The sequence below is a fragment of the Pseudomonas sp. TWR1-1-4 genome, from assembly GCF_049897165.1.
In the GTDB taxonomy this organism is placed as follows: domain Bacteria; phylum Pseudomonadota; class Gammaproteobacteria; order Pseudomonadales; family Pseudomonadaceae; genus Aquipseudomonas; species Aquipseudomonas canadensis.
In genome coordinates, this window is the sequence record NZ_JAFCVS010000004.1 from 42,016 (window position 1) to 62,859 (window position 20,844).

At 60.4% G+C, this 20,844-nt stretch carries 17 protein-coding genes and 4 tRNA genes; 9 read left to right on the plus strand and 12 right to left on the minus strand.

The genetic code is table 11. The features are described from left to right. Positions 1–20 precede the first annotated feature (20 nt). Both ACP7C6_RS12280 and ACP7C6_RS12285 read right to left on the minus strand, forming a co-directional pair. Positions 21–479 (minus strand): YkvA family protein, encoded by a 459-nt coding sequence (locus ACP7C6_RS12280; RefSeq protein WP_122684546.1) that lies wholly within the window; start codon positions 477–479, stop codon positions 21–23. Positions 480–792: 313 nt separating this feature from the next. Beyond that, positions 793–1,524 (minus strand): FKBP-type peptidyl-prolyl cis-trans isomerase, encoded by a 732-nt coding sequence (locus ACP7C6_RS12285; protein WP_028615781.1) that lies wholly within the window; start codon positions 1,522–1,524, stop codon positions 793–795. A gap of 247 nt (positions 1,525–1,771) precedes the next feature. Between ACP7C6_RS12285 and ACP7C6_RS12290 the strand changes: the two genes are divergently transcribed. The 3 genes from ACP7C6_RS12290 to ACP7C6_RS12300 all read left to right on the plus strand — a co-directional run bounded on the left by ACP7C6_RS12290 (position 1,772) and on the right by ACP7C6_RS12300 (position 4,976). After that, complete coding sequence (locus tag ACP7C6_RS12290) at positions 1,772–3,580, plus strand: di-heme-cytochrome C peroxidase (RefSeq protein WP_426108806.1); 1,809 nt, start codon at positions 1,772–1,774, stop codon at positions 3,578–3,580. After that, complete coding sequence (locus ACP7C6_RS12295; RefSeq protein ID WP_426108807.1) at positions 3,577–4,743, plus strand: catalase family protein; 1,167 nt, start codon at positions 3,577–3,579, stop codon at positions 4,741–4,743. Before ACP7C6_RS12290 ends, ACP7C6_RS12295 begins: the two co-directional genes overlap by 4 nt. A gap of 110 nt (positions 4,744–4,853) precedes the next feature. After that, positions 4,854–4,976: a hypothetical protein gene (locus ACP7C6_RS12300; RefSeq protein WP_256348291.1), complete on the plus strand. Its 123-nt coding sequence runs from the start codon at positions 4,854–4,856 to the stop codon at positions 4,974–4,976. A gap of 3 nt (positions 4,977–4,979) precedes the next feature. Here ACP7C6_RS12300 and ACP7C6_RS12305 read toward each other — a convergent pair whose 3' ends face one another. The 5 genes from ACP7C6_RS12305 to ACP7C6_RS12325 form a co-directional block, all read right to left on the minus strand. Further along, positions 4,980–5,915 (minus strand): LysR substrate-binding domain-containing protein, encoded by a 936-nt coding sequence (locus ACP7C6_RS12305; RefSeq protein ID WP_305384441.1) that lies wholly within the window; start codon positions 5,913–5,915, stop codon positions 4,980–4,982. A gap of 83 nt (positions 5,916–5,998) precedes the next feature. Continuing rightward, complete coding sequence (locus ACP7C6_RS12310) at positions 5,999–8,008, minus strand: CocE/NonD family hydrolase (protein ID WP_311895510.1); 2,010 nt, start codon at positions 8,006–8,008, stop codon at positions 5,999–6,001. Positions 8,009–8,035: 27 nt separating this feature from the next. Next, a complete protein-coding gene (locus tag ACP7C6_RS12315) occupies positions 8,036–9,619 on the minus strand; it encodes a BCCT family transporter (RefSeq protein WP_068932507.1) in 1,584 nt (527 codons plus the stop codon). A gap of 305 nt (positions 9,620–9,924) precedes the next feature. Continuing rightward, positions 9,925–10,001, minus strand: a tRNA-Asp gene (locus ACP7C6_RS12320). A gap of 19 nt (positions 10,002–10,020) precedes the next feature. Then, positions 10,021–10,096, minus strand: a tRNA-Val gene (locus ACP7C6_RS12325). 200 nt (positions 10,097–10,296) lie between these two features. Between ACP7C6_RS12325 and ACP7C6_RS12330 the strand changes: the two genes are divergently transcribed. The 3 genes from ACP7C6_RS12330 (at position 10,297) to ACP7C6_RS12340 (ending at position 14,304) form a co-directional block, all read left to right on the plus strand. Beyond that, on the plus strand, positions 10,297–10,815 hold the full coding sequence (locus tag ACP7C6_RS12330; RefSeq protein ID WP_028615770.1) for a sigma-70 family RNA polymerase sigma factor: 519 nt from the start codon (positions 10,297–10,299) through the stop codon (positions 10,813–10,815). A 6-nt stretch (positions 10,816–10,821) separates the two neighbouring features. Continuing rightward, entirely contained in the window at positions 10,822–11,793 is a 972-nt protein-coding gene (locus tag ACP7C6_RS12335; RefSeq protein ID WP_311895508.1) for a FecR family protein, read from the plus strand. 78 nt (positions 11,794–11,871) lie between these two features. After that, positions 11,872–14,304, plus strand: coding sequence for a TonB-dependent siderophore receptor (locus ACP7C6_RS12340; protein ID WP_426108808.1), 2,433 nt, complete (start codon positions 11,872–11,874; stop codon positions 14,302–14,304). Between the two features lie 142 nt (positions 14,305–14,446). Here ACP7C6_RS12340 and ACP7C6_RS12345 read toward each other — a convergent pair. Next, positions 14,447–14,523 (minus strand) — tRNA-Asp (locus ACP7C6_RS12345). A 19-nt stretch (positions 14,524–14,542) separates the two neighbouring features. Next, a tRNA-Val gene (locus tag ACP7C6_RS12350) sits at positions 14,543–14,618 on the minus strand. A gap of 159 nt (positions 14,619–14,777) precedes the next feature. Here ACP7C6_RS12350 and rdgC point away from each other — a divergent pair. From rdgC to sugE, 3 genes are all read left to right on the plus strand, one after another. Beyond that, on the plus strand, positions 14,778–15,698 hold the full coding sequence (rdgC, locus tag ACP7C6_RS12355) for a recombination-associated protein RdgC (protein WP_005786703.1): 921 nt from the start codon (positions 14,778–14,780) through the stop codon (positions 15,696–15,698). A 139-nt stretch (positions 15,699–15,837) separates the two neighbouring features. Then, entirely contained in the window at positions 15,838–16,803 is a 966-nt protein-coding gene (locus ACP7C6_RS12360; RefSeq protein ID WP_426108809.1) for a bile acid:sodium symporter family protein, read from the plus strand. 106 nt (positions 16,804–16,909) lie between these two features. Beyond that, entirely contained in the window at positions 16,910–17,224 is a 315-nt protein-coding gene (gene sugE / locus ACP7C6_RS12365; RefSeq protein ID WP_003237114.1) for a quaternary ammonium compound efflux SMR transporter SugE, read from the plus strand. A 66-nt stretch (positions 17,225–17,290) separates the two neighbouring features. On the opposite strand, the gene ACP7C6_RS12370 is transcribed toward sugE, so the two are convergent. The 3 genes from ACP7C6_RS12370 to ACP7C6_RS12380 all read right to left on the minus strand — a co-directional run bounded on the left by ACP7C6_RS12370 (position 17,291) and on the right by ACP7C6_RS12380 (position 20,800). Next, the gene (locus ACP7C6_RS12370; RefSeq protein ID WP_078047680.1) at positions 17,291–19,165 is read right to left on the minus strand and encodes an MFS transporter; all 1,875 of its coding nucleotides are present in this window, start codon (positions 19,163–19,165) and stop codon (positions 17,291–17,293) included. 67 nt (positions 19,166–19,232) lie between these two features. Then, entirely contained in the window at positions 19,233–20,381 is a 1,149-nt protein-coding gene (locus ACP7C6_RS12375) for a TDT family transporter (protein ID WP_028615766.1), read from the minus strand. 107 nt (positions 20,382–20,488) lie between these two features. Further along, positions 20,489–20,800: a cupin domain-containing protein gene (locus ACP7C6_RS12380; protein WP_028615765.1), complete on the minus strand. Its 312-nt coding sequence runs from the start codon at positions 20,798–20,800 to the stop codon at positions 20,489–20,491. Between the last annotated feature and the right edge of the window lie 44 nt (positions 20,801–20,844).

The window sequence follows — 20,844 nt, forward strand, 5'->3', positions numbered from 1 at the left end:
GTCGCAGGGGGATAGTCACATCATCCGTTTTTTTGCGGGCTTTCCTTGGACAGCAGCGCGGGCGTCGCAGGTAGGCGCTCAACCACGGCAAGCTTTTCCGGACGCTGCGCGTCGCGCCAGGCGCGAAAAGCGCTCAGTTCGCCGTCCAGGGTCTTCATGACCCATGCCAGCACGGCAATGTCGTCCAGCATGCCAAACATGGGGATAAAGTCCGGGATCGCATCAATCGGGCTAAGGAAGTACATCAAGCCTGCCACCACCGAGATCAGTGCCTTGGGACTGATCGCCCGGTACTCGCCGCGCCAGTAAGCCAGGCACAAGGCCTGGAGCAACTTGAGGTCATCCTTGAGCTTGCCCAGTCGATTACCCTGGCTGGAGCCCTTGGCAGCGACGGCGAATAGCAGTGTCGGCAAGCGGCCACGGCCCAGGAGACGTGCAGCCATGGGCAGGAATCGGGTGAAATTGAAGGGTGGTTTCATCGGTCACTCCAGTTCCAGGCGATATAAAAGGTTATCCACACAAATTGTGGATAACCTTGTGAACAGAGCCTATTTTCTGCGCTGAAAGCCACGTACTACAAGGCTTGCAGTCAGATCGGGCGTTTTTTGCGCACTGAAAAAAAACCCAAGATTTCATTGACTTGGCATTGATGTGCGGCTACCCGTACTCGAGTCTTATATCAGACTGTTGCAGGTTGCAGGCGTTCGATCGGATGTTCGCGGGCTCGGATTTTGCAACCCCCATAAACAACAACGCCCCGTCGAGACGGGGCGTTGTGTGTTCAGGCGCCTGTTACTTCTTGGCAGCCGGTGCAGCAGGAGCGTCAGCCTTGGCTGGGTCCTTGATGGCCAGCAGTTCCAGGTCGAACACCAGCACGGAGTTGGCTGGGATCGCTGGGCTTGGGCTTTGTGCGCCGTAGGCCAGGTCGGAAGGAATGTACAGCTCGACCTTCTCGCCGACGTGCATCAGTTGCAGGCCTTCGACCCAACCTGGGATCACGCCGCTGACAGGCAGGTCAATCGGGCTACCGCGATCCACGGAGCTGTCAAAGGTAGTACCGTTGGTGAGTTTGCCGGTGTAGTGCACAGTCACCACGTCAGTCGGCTTAGGCTGGGCGCCGTCGGCTTTCTTGACGATCTTGTACTGCAGACCGGAAGCGGTGGTGACTACGCCGTCTTTCTTGGCGTTGTCTTCGAGGAATTTCTTGCCGGCGGCTGCCGACTCTTCGCTCATTTTGGTCATGCGTTCTTCAGCACGCTTCTGCAGTGCGGCAAACGCTTCAACCAGCTCGTCGTCTTTGAGCTTTTGCTCTTTCTTGCCGACGGCATCTTCGATGCCTTGGGCTACTGCTTTGGAGTCCAGGTCATCCATGCCTTCTTGGGCAAGGCTCTTGCCCATGTTCAGGCCGATGCCGTAGGAAGCTTTCTGCGCCGGGGTTTTCAGCTCTACGCTGGTCTGCGAATCACAACCCGCAAGTACCAGGCTAACCAGGGCCACCGCCGCCGCCAACCGATGCTGTTTCATGCTATTTCCTTGTTCATGCGCCAAAAGGGCATTCGAATAAAGTCGCGAGCTTATCAGGCGGCCACGACCAATGGCTACCGGCATGTGAGCGGGAAACTTCTGATAAGTTCACGTGTTTAAAAGCATTTTCATTCATGATGGAGGCCCGCGACGGATCGCGGGGCCGCCCACTACCGGGCTCATGGCCACTTGCCGCACTTGTGCCGTAGTGGCATAACAGCGCTACAACTCGACAAGGATAGTTATCTTGCGCATTTTTTCCCGTGTTTTACTCCTGATATTCGCCATTTTGGTCCTAGTACTGGCCGTGGTGCTCTATTACACCATCAACCCCAAGCTGCCGGACTACGTGCCCGTGGAGCAGGTGCACTACCAGGACCAATGGAGTGCCGCCGACCGACAGACCTATTACTTCACGCCCCAGGGCACCCAGGTAAAAGGCCTGCACTACGACTGGTTCACCGCCCTGGAATTGCCGTTTTCCGAGCAGCGTTTTGCTACGCCGGCGTATCTGGCGCGCTTCGGTTTCCTGGTCGATCCCAAGCAAGTGCCCACCGCACAAAACCCCGGCAACCTGCCGGTGGGTTTCGCCCGGCATAAAAACGCCGACAGCAACGCCGAATACCTGGATATCACCTGCGCCGCCTGCCACACCGGCGAACTGCGTTACAAAAACCAGGCCCTGCGTATCGATGGCGGTTCCGCCCAGCACGTATTGCCTTCCAGCGTGCCAACCTTGCGCGGCGGCAGTTTTGGCCAGGCCCTGGTTGCCAGCCTCGCCGCCACCTATTACAACCCGTGGAAGTTCGAGCGTTTCGCCCGGCAGGTGCTGGGGGATCGCTACGACGCCGAGCACAAGCAATTGCGCCAGGACTTCAAGCAGTCGCTGAACAAGTTCCTCAAGGTGGCCTGGAACGATACCCACCGCGGCCTCTACCCCACCGAAGAAGGCCCCGGCCGCACGGACGCCTTTGGCCGTATCGCCAATGCCAGCTTTGGCGATGCCATTTCTGCGGACAACTATCGCGTCGCCAACGCACCGGTGGACTACCCGCAGCTGTGGGATATCTGGACGTTCGATTGGGTGCAGTGGAACGGTTCGGCCCAGCAACCCATGGCACGCAATATCGGTGAAGCCCTGGGTGTCGGTGCGACGCTTACTTTTTTCGACGCCGCCGGCCAGCCGCTTCAGGGCGATGCGCGTTACCCGTCCAGCGTAAGGGTGCGCGACCTCAACCTGATCGAAGAAACCCTGCAACGCCTCAAGCCACCGACCTGGCCCGAGGACCTGTTCGGCAGCATCGACAAGCCGCTCGCCGCCCAAGGCCGTGCACTGTTCGCCGGAAACTGCGCCGGCTGCCATGTGCCCAGCGTCATCCAGGAAGGCGGACGCCCGGTGCAACAGCTGAAAATGCTGCCAGTGGACTACATCGGCACCGACCCCGGCACCGCCAGCAACATCGCCGATCAGCGCTATGACCTCAGCGCGTTGCAATGGGACTTGGCGGAACTGGCCAAGCTCAACGTCGAGCTGCACCCGACACCGACCGAGCCACTGGACCTGAAAAAGATGTCCGTGGCCAAGGGCCTCGCCTACGTCACCGCCTTCGTCGAAGAACATGCCTACCGCGCCGCTGGTGTGACCCCGGCCGAGCGCCCGCGCCTCGACGGTTACGGCCTGCCCATCGGCGTGCGCGAGTTGCGTGCCTACAAGGCGCGGCCATTGGCAGGCGTTTGGGCGACGCCGCCGTTCCTGCATAACGGTTCGGTGCCGACGATCTACCAGTTGCTCTCGCCCCAGGACGAGCGCAGCACCACATTCTATAAAGGCACGTTCAACTACGACCCGCGCCACCTCGGCTTCGAGACCGGTGCGTTCAAGAATGCCTTTGTGTTCGATACCAAAATCACCGGCAACCACAACAGCGGTCACGAATTCCGCGCTGGCCAGCGTGGCAACGGCGTAATCGGCCGTGGCCTGCTGCCGCAGGAACGCTGGGCGCTGCTGGAATACCTCAAAGTGCTGGGCGGCCCGCTGGAGCAACAACTGCCATGATGATTCGATCACCCTACGACCGACCTTCCCTGCTCGCACGCCTGTGGCTGCGCATCGGCGCGTTCCTCGGCAAGACCCTGCTGTGGCTGGTGGGCCTCGGCCTGCTCGGCTGGCTGGGCGCCAGTGCCTGGTACGCCTGGCAGCACAGCGGCCCGGTGTCACCGAACGAGCAAATTCCGTCCGGTGAGGCGGCGATGACCCAAGGCATCATCCAGACGGCGGTGCGCATCGTTGACCAGCACCGTGAAGGCACGCGCTACCTGCGCGATGCCCATGCCAAGGCCCATGGGTGCGTGAAGGCCGAAGTCAGCGTGTTGGCCGACCTCGACCCGGCGCTGCGCCAGGGCGTATTCACCGAGCCAGGCAAGACCTGGCAGGCGATGATGCGACTGTCCAACGGCAACGCCTACCCGCAGTTCGACAGCATCCGTGATGCGCGGGGCATGGCGCTCAAGCTGCTGGATGTGCCGGGCAAGCAACTGCTGGCCGACCAACAGGCGCGCACGGAACAGGACTTCGTGATGTTCAGCCATCCAAACTTCTTTGTCAGCGATGTGGCGGAGTACGCGCAGAACATCGGCGCGCAAGCGGACGGCAAGAAAGTCCTGGCGTTCTTCCCCACGGTCGACCCAAGGACCTGGCAGGTGCGACATCTGTTTATCGCCCTGGCGACCCTGGCGCCGGCACCGGCCAGCCCGACGCAAACCACGTACTTTTCAGTGTCGCCCTACAAGTTCGGTGCGGCCAACGCCAAGTTCCGTGTCGCGCCCGACCCGCAAAGTTGCCCGGAGTATGTGTTGCCCAAGCAAAACCAGGACCTGCCAAACTTCCTGCGCAGCGCCCTGAGCCAGCAGCTATCCACCGACCGCAAGCCTGCGTGTTTCGTGCTGCAGATCCAGCGGCAGAACCCACAAAAATTCATGCCGATCGAAGACACCAGCATCGAATGGAAGGAGAGTGATGCGCCCTATGAAACCGTGGCCAAGGTACGCATCCCGGCGCAGGATTTCGACACCCCCGAGCAGAACCTGGCGTGCGACAACCAGTCGTTCAACCCTTGGTTTGGTGTAGCGGAGCACCGCCCCATCGGCGGTATCAACCGCTTGCGCAAGGCCGTGTATGAGGCGGTCAGCGATTACCGCCACAGCCGCAACGCCCCGTAAAGAATGCGTAACAATGGGCCCGACGGCGTAAGGATTGCGTCGGGTCTATTGAGCCGGTTTCACCTCGCCTCTACCTTGAGCACCTACCCCAACACCCGTAGGAAGTCATCGTGGAAAGCTCAACCCTCGGCATGATCGTACTGACCCTGATCGCCGTGTTCGGCACCGCTTCTTTTTGCTTCGAACACCTGGCGACACGCCAGACCAAAAAGAAAAAAACCGGCCAGCACTGAGCCTTATCCGACCTGTCCTGCCTCTGCCGTTCGAGCCTGCAACCACTGGCGAAAACTACGCACCGCCGCCGGCGGGTTGCGGTGGTGCGGTTGCATCAGGTGCAGGCGACCGCGACTGTGCATGCTGTGGGGCAAGGCCATTTGCAGACGCCCGGAATCCAGGTCGCTTTCCAGCAAGCGCTTCCAGCCCAAAGCGACGCCATGCCCCATCACCGCCGATTGCATCAACAGTTGATAGCTGTTGGTCCTCAAGGCATGACGCGGGGTGTAATAGTCGGCTCCGGCATCAGTGAACCAGTCGGCCCAGGTCAACCAGTCGTGGTGGTGGTCCTCGACGATCAGCAGGGTATGAGCGTGCAGCAAGTGGTGCAGGTCGCGAATCGGGCCGTGACGCTCAAGGTAACCAGGGCTGCACACGGTGATGACCTGCTCGCTGTCGAACACCGGCGACAGTTCAAGGCCGTGGGGCGCGGCCAATTCATCCAGGTGATAGAACAGGCCCAGGTCATATTCGCTGACATCCAAGTGGCTGGGGCTTTCGCTGCACAGGATGCGGATATCCAAGTCCGGGTGGTCGTGCTGGAACTGCGGCAACAGACCGGCCAGCCATATGGAACTGATGGTGGGCGTGCTGGCCAGGGTCAACTGGCGATCGGCACCGCGCCTGCGCAACTCGGCGGACTCGCGATCAAGCTCGCGCAACAGGCGTTGGACGGTACGGAAATAACGCACCCCAGCGGGTGTCAGGCTCAAGCCCTGGGCCAGCCGATAGAACAGTGGACGGGCCAGGTCTTCTTCGAGACGTTTGACCTGCCGGCTGACCGCACTTTGGGTCAGATTCAGTTCGTGGGCCGCCTGGGTAAAGCTCAAATGGCGGGCGGCCGCTTCGAAGGTCTGCAAGCAATTGAGGGGAGGAAGATCAACGTTTCGGCGCGACATGAGCAAGTCCATTGGCAATAACGGGCCCAGGTTACCCCAGGCCCGCAGAGATCACGTTGGCGAGCATCCTGCCAGTTGCCTGCTCAGAGTGCGACCCTGGCCACGCGCTTACTCCATTGCCTACGGTGCTCAAGCTGGCCATTTTCCCAGGCGGTCTGCTCCGCTTCGATGTAGAACCACTCGGCGTCGGCGTGCACGCTCAAATGGCTTTCCACCTCCACGGCCCACTGGTCGCGGCCGACTCGGTAGTGCCATTCAATGTCAGCCTGCGTCGACAGCGGATCCCAGGGCAAGGTGCGGTATTGCTCGGTGCAACGTTGGTCCACCGACAGGCCATGGTCGGTAAAACGCACCGAACCCAAGTCATCTTCGATTTTCACGCAGACTTCACCACTGCCGACGTCTTCGATCAAGGTGCGTTTCGGCGCAGCGGCGCGTAGGACCTCCATCGCTACCGGCGTAGCCGACTGCGGTGCTTCGAACGGGCAGTCCACCGCCTCGCCTTTGAATATCGGCAGTTGCAGGCTTTGCAGGGTGGGTAGCAACGTCAGGGTGGTCAATTCACGGCTCGGCCACAGCAGCGGGAAACTCGCCGTGCTGAGCGCCAGACGCAAACGGTAGCCGGCGGGCAGGCGCATGCCGATGTGGTCGAGGTTTAACTGCACGTCCATGGGTTCACCGGGGACTACCGGCGTTACCTGGGAAAAATCCTCACGCAGTGTGAGATTAAGCACACCGTAGCTGATCTGGGTGACTTGCCCGTCCGGCGCTATCGCATTCAGCCGGGCGACCAATTGACCACAGGAAGTGTCGCTTGCCAGGCGTAACGTAAGACGTGCATCGCCGAGCAACGCCAGCGGCTCGGTCAGCGGCAGGGAGTCGAAGCACAACGAATGGGCGTCATCGCGACGTTGATCCGTTGGGCCATCGGGGCCAAACCAGATGGCGCAGTACTCGCCCTGGTGCAGGCCGGTGGTCAGCGGCGAACAGAGGCTGCGCGGCGCCGCCAAGGGCTGTGAGCCCGCGCTCAGGCCTTGATCGCCCAGGCTGAAATCCGTCCATTGCACCTGCGGATCCGGCCAACCCGAGGTCTGCACCCAGATCCCTGGCCGCTCGGCATAACTGCCCTTCGGCGGCAGAATATCCTGTAGGTAAAAGGTGCAGGCTGCGTCATCCATTACCCCGTTATCGATGCCCTTGAGCCAGTGATCCCACCAGCGTTTGGCCTCTTGCAGGAAGCCGATGGCCGGGTTGGGCACGGCAAAATGCGGGTACTTGTGGATCCACGGGCCGATCATGGCTTTCTTCGGGCCCGGCAGATTTTCCATCAGGCGCGAAACCGTGTTGCGGTAGGCATCGCCCCAGCCGCCCACGGCATACACGGCCGCCTTGATCTTCGAATAGTCCTCGCACACCGAGCCGTGGCGCCAATAGTCATCGCGGGTCTGGTGTTGCAGCCAGGTTTCGGCCAGCAGCGGCATAGTTTCCAGGCGTTGGTGCCAGAGGTCTTTCCAGTCGTCGCCCACCAGCAAAGGATCCGGCACCGCTGCGCTGAAATTGAGCATGGTCGCGGCCCAGCCGAAATTCTCCATCAACAGGTTGCCACCCTTGTAATGGATGTCGTCGGCAAAGCGGTCATCGGTGGAGCACAAGGTGATGATTGCTTTCAACGCCTCGGGCTGGCGTGCCGCGACTTGCAGGCCGTTAAAGCCGCCCCAGGAAATCCCCATCATGCCGACATTGCCGTCGCACCAGGGTTGCCGGCACAGCCAGTCGATCACTTCGAGGGCGTCTTCCTGTTCCTGCAGCAGGTATTCATCGGCCATCAGGCCCTGGGATTCGCCGTTGCCACGCATGTCCACCCGCACACACACGTAGCCCTGCCCCGCCATCCACGGGTGAGTCAGCGCATCGCGTACGGCGGTGCCATCGCGCTTGCGGTACGGCAGGTATTCCAGGATTGCCGGGAAGGTCTGCACACCGGCGACTTCCGGCAACCAGATGCGGGCGGCCAGTTGAGTACCATCCTTCAAGGGGATCAGGCAGTGCTCGATTTCGCGCACGGTGTAAGCAAATTCAGTGACGATTTCCATCAGTAACTCCTACAGCGATTCAATCGATCAGCGGGCGAAATCCGGCACCGGGCTAGCGCCGCGCAGTTCCGTCTCGGGGGTACGCTGAAGGCGTTTCACATCCAGCAATGCGGGATTTTTCAACCAGAAGATCAGCGAAGTACTGGCCAGCAACACCAGGATCATGCCCGGCAGACCGCCGAGGTTGGAGAGCATCTTCACCCCATCGATGCCGACAAACGCGACCATCACCCACGATACCGAGCCGATGATCAGGCCCCAGACAATCTTCAGCAGCGGGTTGCCGTCCAGGTCAGAATCGGCCGTCACGCCTTTGCTGCACAGGTTGGCGATAACGTCGGTGCTGGAGTCCGCGGCAGTGACAAAAGAGATGAACGCGACGAACAGCAGGAACGCGATCATCACGCCGCTGGCCGGCAGTTGCTGGAACATCTGGTACAGCACGTGTTCCACGCCCTGCTCGTTCAGCACACGGTTGAGGCTGCCGTCGCCCAGCGCATCGAAGTACAGGCTGGTGCCGGAGAAGATGCAGATCCACACCGCCGTGAACAACGCCGGGTAGAGCATGTTGATATGAATGAATTCACGCACCGTGTAGCCACGGCCGATCTTGCCGAGGAACAACGCGCTGACCGGCGCCCAGGCAAACCACACCGACCAGTAGAACACCGTCCAACTGTGCGGCCAGGTGTCGCCACTGGCGGCGCCGGTGAACAGGCTGCGGCTGAAGAAGGTGTCGAGGTACACGCCCAAGGACTCGACGCCGAGGCTGAACATGTACAGGGTCGGCCCGCACAGCAGCACAAACAGCCCCAGGGCCAGCATGATCCAGGTGTTGAACGAGGACAGCATCACAATGCCTTTCTGTAGACCGCTGGCGGCCGACGCGACAAAGGTGATGACGATGATCGCAATGATGATAGCCAGGCGAAACGGCGTGGTTTCACCGCCGATGTACTGGGCCAGGCCGCCGGCCAGGGTCAACGCGCCGGTGCCCAGGGACGAGGCCATGCCGGCCACCAGGGCGAACATCGCCAGGGTGTCGATCAGCCCGGCATAGCGCCGGACCCGCGCTTCGCCCAGCAACGGTTCAAGCATGGCACCGATGGAGAAATTGCTGCGACGGTTGTAGAACACCAACGCAAACACCAACGAGGGCACCAGGTAGATGGCGTAAGGCGTGATGGTCCAGTGCAGGAACATCGTCGACATGGCAAAGCTCTTCGCCGCCGAACTGCCCGCCTCGATCGGCAGGCTGGTGGGTGGGCCGTACAGGTGGTAAAGCGGTTCGGCGGTGGTCCAGAACAGCACGCCCACCGCCAGGGTGGTGCACAGCGCCACCATGAACCAGCGCCATTTGCTCAGCAGAGGCTGGGCATCTTCACCGCCGATACGCACCTTGCCCAGTGCAGAGAAGTACACGACAGCGGTCAGCACCACCATGGCAAACGAGCCTGCACTGAACAGCCATGAGAAGTTTTTCAGGATCAGGTTGTTGAGCTGTTTGCTGACCGCAAGGAACGCATTCAGGTCGACGTAGCTGGCGATCACCGCCGCCAGCAGGATCAGGAACGTTGGCCAGAACACCAACGGACGCAGTGGATATTTCATAGAGAGCCATTCCCCTTGCAGACTATTTTTATGTTGGAGAGCGAGCCCCCGCAGCATCCTGCTGCCGGTCACTCGCCTGGAAGTCTTCGCGTGGCTATAGATAAACGTTTAAGCGTCCGACGGCGCAATCAACCAATGAGCATGGGGGTATTCCCTCACGTCATGGCGCACCCGTACAGTTCAGGACGAATAAGCAGTGCACACTGACAGGGCATAAGAAGAAGAAATCGCAGACGAAAAAAAGCCCGCTCAATGAGCGGGCTTCTTGTGGTGACCTGGCGTTCAGTGTTCCAGATTACCGAATATGGCGCAGCGGACGGGACTCGAACCCGCGACCCCCGGCGTGACAGGCCGGTATTCTAACCGACTGAACTACCGCTGCGCGTAACACGTAAAACGAATGGTGGGTGATGACGGGATCGAACCGCCGACATTCTGCTTGTAAGGCAGACGCTCTCCCAGCTGAGCTAATCACCCTTCGTTTCGGTGTGGGCGGCATCATACACCAAAAATCCGCAATGTCTTGATTTAAATGCAATTTATTTGAAATATTTTCTCAGGCACGACAAAACCCAGCAAAAACGGGCTTCTACGCCTTCAAACGCGAGTCTATTGCGTTTACCCGCCCCTTGGCCGCACAATTAAAAACCATTCTCAATAACACCTGAGCCACGCCTATGTCTGCGGGTGAACCGCCCTTCCAACGGGAAATTACCCAGCTCTACAGCGAGCATCATGGTTGGCTGCTCACTTGGCTAAGACGCAAGCTGGGCTGTCGACAGAATGCCGCCGACCTGGCGCAGGACACGTTTGCACGCATCTTGAACGCGCGTGAATCCGTCGCCGGCATTCGCGAACCCCGCGCGTACCTGAGCACCACCGCCCGGCGCTTGCTCATTGACCAGGCGCGGCGCAAGCAGATTGAACAGGCTTACCTGCAGGAATTGGCGCTGACGGTGGACACGCTCGAAGGGTTCCAATCCCCGGAGCAAATCCACACCACCCTCGAAGCCCTCGAACAGATCGCCTTTATCCTGGAAGGCATGCACGAATACTCGCGCCAGGCCTTCGTGCTGTATTACCTCGAAGACATGACCCAGCAACAGATCGCCCGGCAGCTCAAGTTGTCGGAACGCACCGTGCGCAAGTACCTGATCCAGGCGCTTATGCATTGCAGCCACAGCATGGACACCTGATCGAGCATGTCGGACGTCGAAGAACAAGCCGCCGAATGGCTGCTGCGCCTGCACGACGGCGAATGGGACGAGGCCCAGCAGCAGGCGTTCGAGCGCTGGAAGCAACAAGGCCCGCATCACGCTGCAGCCGCCGCACGCATGGAAACTATGGTTTCGCGCATGCAGGCCTTGCGCGGTAAAAAAGCCCCTGCCCGCGCCGCATTGAATGCGGCCTTTGCGCAGCCGAAAACCCGTCGCCGCAAGCACGCCCTGCGCGCGCTGGTATTGGCGTGCAGCCTGGCGATCCCAGCAGCGGCCTTGTTGATCAGCCCCTATCCGCGGCAGTGGATGGCCGATGTACGAAATGGCCCGAGCCAATGGCAAACCCTGCAACTGGCGGACGGTTCGACACTGACGCTCAATGGCATCAGCGCAGCGAACCTGCATTTTGATAGCCAGCAGCGCCGTATCGAGCTGTTGCAAGGCGAAATCCTGGTGGAAGTCGCCCACGACAGCACCCGGCCGTTTGTCGTGCAGACGCCCCAAGGAACGCTGCGTGCGCTGGGCACACGGTTTGTGGTCAAGCGCGAAGGTGATGTCACGGTGCTGAGCATGCTCCAGTCGCGCGTGGCGGCACAAAGCGCGAACGGCCAGCAGACACTGGAAGTCGATGCAGGGTCGCGAGCCCTGATGCACGCGAACCAAGTGCGCCTGGCCGGCACTGTTGAGCCGAGCAGCATCAACGAAGCCTGGCGCCGCCATCAATTGGTGGTGGAGAACCAACCCTTGCCCGACGTGCTCGACGAAATCGCCCGGCACCGCAGCGGCCGCGTGCAGTTTGATCGCGCCGCGCTGCAAAGCCTGCGCGTGTCTGCCGTGATTCCCCTGGATGACAGCGACCAGGCTTTGCAATTACTCGCGCAAACGCTGCCGATCCGGGTGCAGTCCTACACTCCATGGCTGATCGTGGTTGGCCCCGAGCCAGCACCCAATAAATAATTATTCGCATTTGCTTCCGGTTTTTCCGAGGCTGCCCGTCAAGGAAGGTAATTCGACACATAAAGGACTGCCTTCACCATGCACACCCCTTCCTACCCACGCGGACGCTTTCGGCTACTGAAAAGTGCACCGCTTTCCTTGGCCCTGTTCACTGCCGGCACCTTGAACATCGGCCTGGCCCAGGCGGACGCCGTCAGTGTCGCCGCCCAGTCCTATGACATCCCCGCCGGACCGCTGGGCAGTTCGCTCAACCGCTTCGCCCAGCAGGCCGGTGTGGCCATCGTGTTCCAGTCCCACGAACTGGAGGGCCTCAAAGGCCCAGGCTTGAAAGGCAATTACGGGATTCAGGACGGGTTTGACAGGTTGCTGGAAGGCAGCGGCTACCGCGCCGTGCAAGGCGTTCAGGGATACGCCCTGCAACCCGCCCCCATCGCCGGCAATGGCACCATGGAACTGAGCCCGACTGCCGTCACCGCCAACCAGCTGGGCAACGTCACCGAAGGCACCGGTTCCTACACGCCCGGCACCATCGCGACCTCCACACGCCTGGTGCTGACGCCCAAGGAAACCCCGCAGTCCGTGAGCGTGGTCACCCGTCAGCACATGGATGACTTCGGCCTGAACAACGTCGACGACGTGATGCGCCATACCCCCGGCATCACCGTTTCGGCCTTCGACACCGAGCGTACCAACTACTACGCCCGGGGCTTTTCCATCAATAACTTCCAATACGACGGCATCCCCTCGACCGCACGCAACGTCGCTTACTCGGCGGGCAACACCTTGAGCGACATGGCGATCTATGACCGTGTCGAAGTGCTCAAGGGCGCCACCGGCCTGCTCACAGGTGCAGGCTCACTGGGCGCGACGATCAACCTGGTGCGCAAGAAACCCACCGCAGACTTCCAGGGCCACGCGACCCTCGGCGCCGGTTCGTGGGACAACTACCGCAGCGAGCTGGATGTCAGCGGCCCCATGACCGAAAGCGGCAACGTGCGTGGCCGCGCCGTGGCGGCCTATCAGGACAAGCATTCGTTCATGGACCACTACTCGCGCAAGAGCCCGACGTACTACGGCATCATGGAGTTCGACCTGTCACCCGATACGCTGCTGACCGTAGGCGGCGATTACCAGGACACCTTGCCGAAGGGCTCATCGTGGTCGGGCAGTTTCCCGCTGATCAACTCCAAGGGCGACCGCAACAGCGTCAAGCGCTCGTTCAACAACGCCGCGGAGTGGAGCAGTTGGGAGCAATACACCCGCACCGTATTCGCCATGCTCGAACACGACCTGGGCAATGGTTGGGTCACCAAGCTGCAACTGGATCACAAGATCAACGGCTATCACGCGCTGATGGGCTCGATCCAGGGCGACCAACCGCAGCCGGATGGCACCGCGCAACTCACCTCGGGCAAGTACACCGGGGAAACCGTCAGCGATTCCGCCGACCTGTACTTCAGCGGCCCATTCAGCCTCGGCGGTCGCGAGCATGAACTGGTGTTGGGCGGCTCGATCAGCGCATCGGAATGGAAAGGCAAAGGCTATTGGAACCTCTCCCCCAATATCGTCGACTTCAATAACTGGCATGGCCACGCCACGATACCGGACTGGGGCAAGGCGCAATCGCTTACCGATGACACCGTGCGCCAGACCGGTGCCTATGTGACCACGCGACTGAACCTCGCCGATGACCTCAAGCTGCTGCTGGGCGGTCGCGTGGTCAATTATCAGGTCACGGGCTACAACCCCAACTACCGCGAGTCCGGGCGTTTCGTCCCGTACATCGGCGCCGTCTACGACCTCAACGACACGTACGCGGTCTACGCCAGCTACACCGATATCTTCATGCCGCAGGAAAACTACAACCGCGATCGCGACAACAAGTTGCTGGAACCGGATGAAGGCCAGAACTGGGAACTGGGCGTGAAAGCCGACTTCCTCGACGGACGGGTGAACGCCAGCGCGGCGTACTTTGAAATCCGCGAGTCCAATCGCGCACTCTCCGACGACGAATACAACAACCAGACACCGATCCCGAACAACTACGCCTATAAAAGCAGCAAGGCCGTCACCAAGGGTTATGAACTGGAGATGTCCGGCGAGATTGCCCCCGGCTGGCAACTCCAGGCCGGCTACACCCATAAGGTGGTGCGCGACGACAAGGACGTAAAGATCTCCACCTTCGAACCCGAAGACCAGGTCAAGCTGTTCACCACCTACAAACTCAAGGGCAACCTGGACAAACTGACCGTCGGCGGTGGTGTGCGTTGGCAAAGCGTGGGTTGGCAGGACATCTACAACTCACCGAAGGGTGGGTATGAAGAGTTTTCCCAGGATGCTTATTGGCTGGTGGATCTGATGACCAAGTATCAGGTCAGCAAAAACCTGTCGGCGACGCTGAACGTCAACAATATCTTCGACAAGCACTACTACACCAACATCGGCTTCTATAACTCGGCCGCTTACGGTGAGCCGCGCAACTTCATGGTCACCACTCGCTGGGATTTCTGATTGCCCCATAAAAAACGCCGCCGATCATCGGAAATGATCGGCGGCGTTTTTTTGGTTTTGCAAACCCCAGACAGCAAAAAGCCCGCTCATTGAGCGGGCTTCCTGTGGTGACCTGGCGTTCAGTGTTCCAGGTTACCGAATATGGCGCAGCGGACGGGACTCGAACCCGCGACCCCCGGCGTGACAGGCCGGTATTCTAACCGACTGAACTACCGCTGCGCGTAACACATGAAGCGAATGGTGGGTGATGACGGGATCGAACCGCCGACATTCTGCTTGTAAGGCAGACGCTCTCCCAGCTGAGCTAATCACCCTTCGTTTCGGTGTGGCGCGCATTCTACGGAGCGACCTTAAGTCTGGCAAGCACTTTCTGAAATCTTTTTTTTGATAGCTTCCAATGGCTTAGGCAGGGTTGGCCTGGGACGTTATCAAGAGAATAATGCCCCCCTTTGTATAAAGGAGAGACTCACCCCATGTGGTTCAAGAACCTGCTTATCTATCGCCTGACCCAAGATCTGCCTGTTGATGCCGAGGCGTTGGAAGCGGCCATGGCCACCAAACTGGCGCGCCCTTGCGCGAGCCAGGAATTGACCACTTATGGTTTCGTCGCGCCTTTTGGTAAAGGTGAAGACGCTCCCCTGGTTCACGTCAGCGGTGATTTCCTGCTGATCGCTGCACGCAAGGAAGAACGCATCCTGCCGGGCAGCGTGGTGCGTGACGCACTGAAAGAGAAAGTCGAAGAAATCGAGGCCGAGCAGATGCGCAAGGTCTATAAAAAGGAACGCGATCAGATCAAGGATGAAATCATCCAGGCCTTCCTGCCACGCGCCTTTATCCGTCGCTCCTCCACCTTCGCCGCCATCGCGCCGAAACAGGGCCTGATCCTGGTCAACTCGGCAAGCCCGAAACGCGCTGAAGACCTGCTGTCGACCCTGCGTGAAGTGATCGGCACCCTGCCCGTTCGCCCGCTCACGGTGAAAACTGCGCCAACCGCAATCATGACCGACTGGGTCACCACCCAGAAGCCGGCCGATGACTTCTTCGTCCTCGACGAATGCGAACTGCGCGACACCCACGAAGACGGCGGCATCGTGCGCTGCAAGCGCCAGGACCTGACCGGCGAAGAGATCCAACTGCACCTGACCACCGGCAAAGTCGTGACCCAATTGTCCCTGGCCTGGCAGGACAAGCTGTCCTTCATGCTCGACGACAAAATGACCGTCAAGCGCCTGAAGTTCGAAGACCTGCTGCAAGACCAGGCGGAACAGGACGGCGGCGACGAGGCCCTGGGCCAACTGGATGCGAGCTTTACCCTGATGATGCTGACGTTCGGCGATTTCTTGCCGGCGCTGGTTGAAGCATTGGGCGGTGAAGAGACTCCGCAGGGTATCTAAACCGTGTGAAATTCAAAATGTGGGAGGGGGCTTGCCCCCGATAGCATTCTGTCAGTTAAAACACCTATGACTGACAGACTGCAATCGGGGGCAAGCCCCCTCCCACATTTGATCGAATCCAACAAAAAAGGACATCCCCATGCGCGCACTCGCCGCCTTGAGCCGCTTCGTCGGCAATACCTTCGCCTACTGGGTGTTGATTTTCGCCGTCGTCGCCTTCCTCGAACCCGGCTGGTTCATTGGCCTTAAAAGCGCCATTGTCCCGCTGCTGGGCCTGGTGATGTTCGGCATGGGGCTGACCCTCAAACTCGATGACTTCGCCGAAGTCGCCCGCCACCCCTGGCGTGTGGCATTGGGCGTGGTTGCGCATTTCGTGATCATGCCGGGCGTGGCGTGGTTGCTGTGCCAGGCCTTCCATCTCCCCCCGGAAATCGCCGTCGGCGTGATCTTGGTCGGTTGCTGCCCAAGCGGCACCTCGTCCAACGTGATGACCTGGCTGGCCCGTGGCGACCTGGCGTTGTCGGTGGCCATCGCCGCCGTCACCACCCTCCTCGCCCCGCTGCTCACGCCAGCATTGATCTGGCTGCTGGCCTCGGCCTGGCTGCCGGTGTCGTTCATGGAGCTGTTCTGGTCGATCCTGCAAGTGGTGTTGCTGCCGATCGTGCTCGGCGTACTGGCGCAACGTGTACTCGGTGAACGGGTTCGCCATGCGGTGGATGTATTGCCGCTGGTGTCAGTGGTGAGCATCGTGATCATCGTCGCGGCGGTGGTGGCGGCGAGCCAGGCGAAGATTGCCGAGTCGGGCCTGTTGATCATGGCGGTAGTGATGCTGCATAACAGCTTTGGTTACCTGCTGGGTTACTTCACCGGCCGCGTGTTCAAGTTGCCGTTGGCGCAGCGCAAGTCGCTGGCGCTGGAGGTGGGCATGCAGAACTCCGGGCTGGGCGCCGCGCTGGCCAGTGCGCACTTTTCGCCGCTGGCGGCGGTGCCGAGTGCCTTGTTCAGTGTCTGGCACAATATCTCCGGTGCATTGCTGTCGACTTACTTCCGCCGCATGAGCGAAAAGGAAGACCGTCGCGCCCTGGAGAACACCCCGCAAACTTGATCAGCCGAGCACTTTTCGGCACTCTAACGCGCTTCGCGGGGACGACCCCGCGACGCGCTCAAGCGACTACTCCGGGGACGACCCCACCTAGTGTTAGGAGGTCATCATGTCCTGGATCATTCTGTTTTTCGCGGGTCTGTTTGAAGTCGGCTGGGCCGTCGGCCTGAAGTACACCGACGGTTTCAGCAAGCCACTCCCCACCGCCCTGACGATTGCCGCCATGGCCATCAGCCTTGGCCTGCTGGGGCTCGCCATGAAGGAACTGCCTCTGGGCACCGCCTATGCCATCTGGACCGGCGTGGGTGCAGTGGGCACTGTGATCGCTGGGATTATCCTGTTTGGGGAATCCATGGCGTTGTTCCGGTTGGCCAGCGTGGCGTTGATCATTTGTGGGCTTATTGGCCTGAAAATCTCCACATAACCCTTGTAGGAGCCCGCTTGCGGGCGATGGCGGCCTGAAGATAGCCATCGCCGGCAAGCCGCGCTCCTACAGGACCGTGCCGCGCAGCTGAGTAACTTTCTCCTGCAACTGCGCCGGGGTCGCCGACTCGACCGCCACCGGCTCGCCCGCCACCAATACCACCCGCGACCAGATGCGATGAAAGAAGCCCTTGTTCGGATCGCGGCTGAAGAAACTCCCCCACAACCCCTGCAACGCCATCGGAATCACCGGTACTGCCGTTTCTTCAAGGATGCGCGTCACGCCCCCGCGAAACTCGTTCATCTCGCCATTGGCGGTCAGCTTGCCCTCCGGGAAGATGCACACCAACTCCCCTTCCTTCAAATACTGCGCAATGCGCGTGAAGGCCTTTTCGTAGATCTGGATATCTTCGTTGCGCCCCGCAATCGGAATCGCCCCGGCGGTGCGGAAGATGAAGTTGAGCACCGGCAAGCGGTAGATCTTGTAGTACATGACGAAGCGAATCGGCCGACGCACCGCGCCGCCAATCAACAGTGCATCCACAAACGACACATGGTTGCACACCAACAACGCCGCGCCTTCATCCGGGATCGCCTGCAGGTTGCGATGCTCCACGCGGTACATGGAATGGCTGAGCAGCCAGATCATGAAACGCATGGTGAACTCGGGGACGATCTTGAAGATGTAGGTGTTGACCGCGATGTTGAGCAGCGACACCACCAGGAACAGTTCCGGGATCGACAGCTTGGCCACGCTCAGCAGCAGGATCGACACGATGGCCGAGACCACCATGAACAGCGCGTTGAGAATGTTGTTCGCGGCGATCACGCGCGCGCGTTCGTTCTCGGCGGTACGCGACTGGATCAGTGCATACAGCGGCACGATGTAGAAGCCGCCGAATACACCCAGGCCGAGGATATCGAACAGCACCCACCACGCCTGGCCGTAGCTGAGCACGGCAAGCCAATCGTTGGCCTGCACGTTCTGCGGGAAGCCGCCGGAGTGCCACCACAGCAGCAGGCCAAACACGGTCAGGCCGAATGAGCCGAACGGCACCAGGCCGATTTCCACCTTACGCCCGGAGAGCTTTTCGCAGAGCATCGAGCCCAGTGCGATACCCACCGAGAACACCGTGAGGATCAGTGTCACCACGGTCTCGTCGCCGTACAACCACTCCTTGGCGTAGGCCGGGATCTGCGTCAGGTAGATGGCACCGACAAACCAGAACCACGAGTTGCCGACGATGGAGCGCGAAACGGCCGGCGTCTGCCCCAGGCCCAAGCGCAGGGTGGCCCAGGACTCGCTGAAGATATTCCAGTTCAAGCGCAGTTCCGGGGTCGACGCGGCCGCGCGCGGAATGCTGCGGCTGGCCAGGTAACCCAGCACCGCTACGCCGACAATCGCCACGGACACCACGGGGGCGTAATGGGTGGACGACATCATGATCCCGGCGCCGATGGTGCCGGCCAGGATCGCCAGGAACGTGCCCATTTCCACCAGGCCGTTGCCGCCGACCAGCTCATCGTCATGCAATGCCTGGGGCATGATCGAGTACTTCACCGGGCCGAACAGCGCCGAGTGAGTGCCCATGGCAAACAGCGCCAGCAGCATCAGCTCCAGGTGGTTGGTGAGGAAGCCCGTCGCGCCCACGGCCATGATCACGATCTCGCCGATCTTGATCGCGCGGATCAACGCGTCCTTGTTGAATTTCTCGCCAAACTGCCCGGCCAGGGCCGAGAACAGGAAGAACGGCAGGATAAACAGCAATGCGCAGAGGTTGACCCAGATCGAGCGGTCACCGTCGATAGTGAGCTTGTAGAGAATGGCCAGGATCAGCGATTGCTTGAAGATGTTGTCGTTGAAAGCGCCCAGCAACTGGGTGATGAAAAACGGCAGGAAACGCCGTGTGCGCAGCAAGGTGAATTGCGAGGGGTGGCTCATCGTCCGTGTTCCTGCGTGGCCTGTTTTTTTGTAAAAGCTGTCAGGCCACGACTTTACCTAATCCGGCTTACTTATTCGCTAGTCCTGCAATGCAAGGCGAAACAAAAAGCTCACCTTTATAGGCACCCTGCACGGTGCGCTTGGCCACGATCAGCCACATCAGCGCCAATGCCACCACCAGCACGCTGCCAAAAACGCTGAAGAACCCCAGGTGCAGCAGGCTCGCCAGCTTCAGCGTCGCCAGGGCATACACGCCCAGCGGGAAGGTGAAACCCCACCAACCGAGGTTGAACGGGATACCGGCGCGCAGGTAACGCAGGGTGATCAGCACCGCAATCAGCATCCACCACAGGCCGAAGCCCCACAACGTAATGCCCGCTACCAGGCCGAGGCCGTTGGCGATCTCACCGACACCCGGCAGGCCATTGGCCGCAAAGATCGCCGGCGCATCGCCCCCCAGCAGCAACATGCCCAGCGCACCGGTGCCGATGGGACCCAGGGCCAGCCAACTCGACGCGGCCATATTGGCGTGGGGCAGTTTGTGCAGGGCCATGCGCAGCATCAGGATGGTCAGGATGCTGAACGCCACAGGCAACGAAAACGCCCACAGCACATAGCTGGTCACCAGCATCACCAGTTGCGAATGCGCGTCTGCCAGGTGCGGCGCGAGCAGCCCACCACTGGCCGCGGCAACTTCAGCGGCAACCACAGGCAGCAGCCAGACGGCGGTCATCTGGTCGATGCTGTGTTCCTGGCGGGTGAACATCATGAAGGGGATAAGCACGCCGCAGGCCAGGGCCATGCCCACGTCCAACCACCACAGGGTTTCAGCCAGCGGTATCACACCGGCGCCCCAGCGCGGCAGGCCAAATAACAGCAAGCCGTTGAGAATCGTCGCGAGCCCCATGGGGATGGTGCCGAAAAACATCGAGACGGTGGAGTGACCGAAAATACGCCGCGCCTCGTGGAAAAACATCACCCAGCGGGCCGCGTACAACACGCTGAACAACACAAATAGGCCAACAGTGAACAACCACAACGCCTCGGCGATGGCGTGCAGGCCAGGCAGGTTGACTGGCAACTGCGCCAGGGCCAGTGCGAGCACACCAGTGCCCATGGTGGCGGCAAACCAGTTCGGCGTGAACTGGCGGATCACTTCCCGTGGATGGGTCAGGTGACTGAAGGGTTTGTAACTGATGCTATTCGAGCAGGTCATGATGGCAATCCTCTTCCTCGCATGAGGGTGAGACCATGGTAGAACCGAATCGAATATCTATATAACGGGTAATATCTCTATCTGTTATCTACTTTACCTATATATCGTCAGACGCTGCCTTCGCACTCGATCACCAGAATCCGCGCCGGCCCTTGCGGGTGGGCCACGTGCTCGGTGCCGACGCTGGCGTAAAAGATGTCCCCGACGCCCAGCTCCGCCACCTGTTCGAAACCATTGTCGCGGTAGTGCATCTGCACCCGGCCATCGAGCACCACAAACACTTCTTCGCCGTCGTTGATATGCCAGCGATAGGGCTGGTCGGTCCAGTGCAGGCGCGTGGTGATGCCATTCATGTTGGCGATGTCCAGCGCCTCCCAGGCACGGCTGCCGGTGAAGTCCTTGCTGCGGATGATCTTCATGCGCGAATCTCGATCAGGCGGATACGGGCACTGATTATTACCCA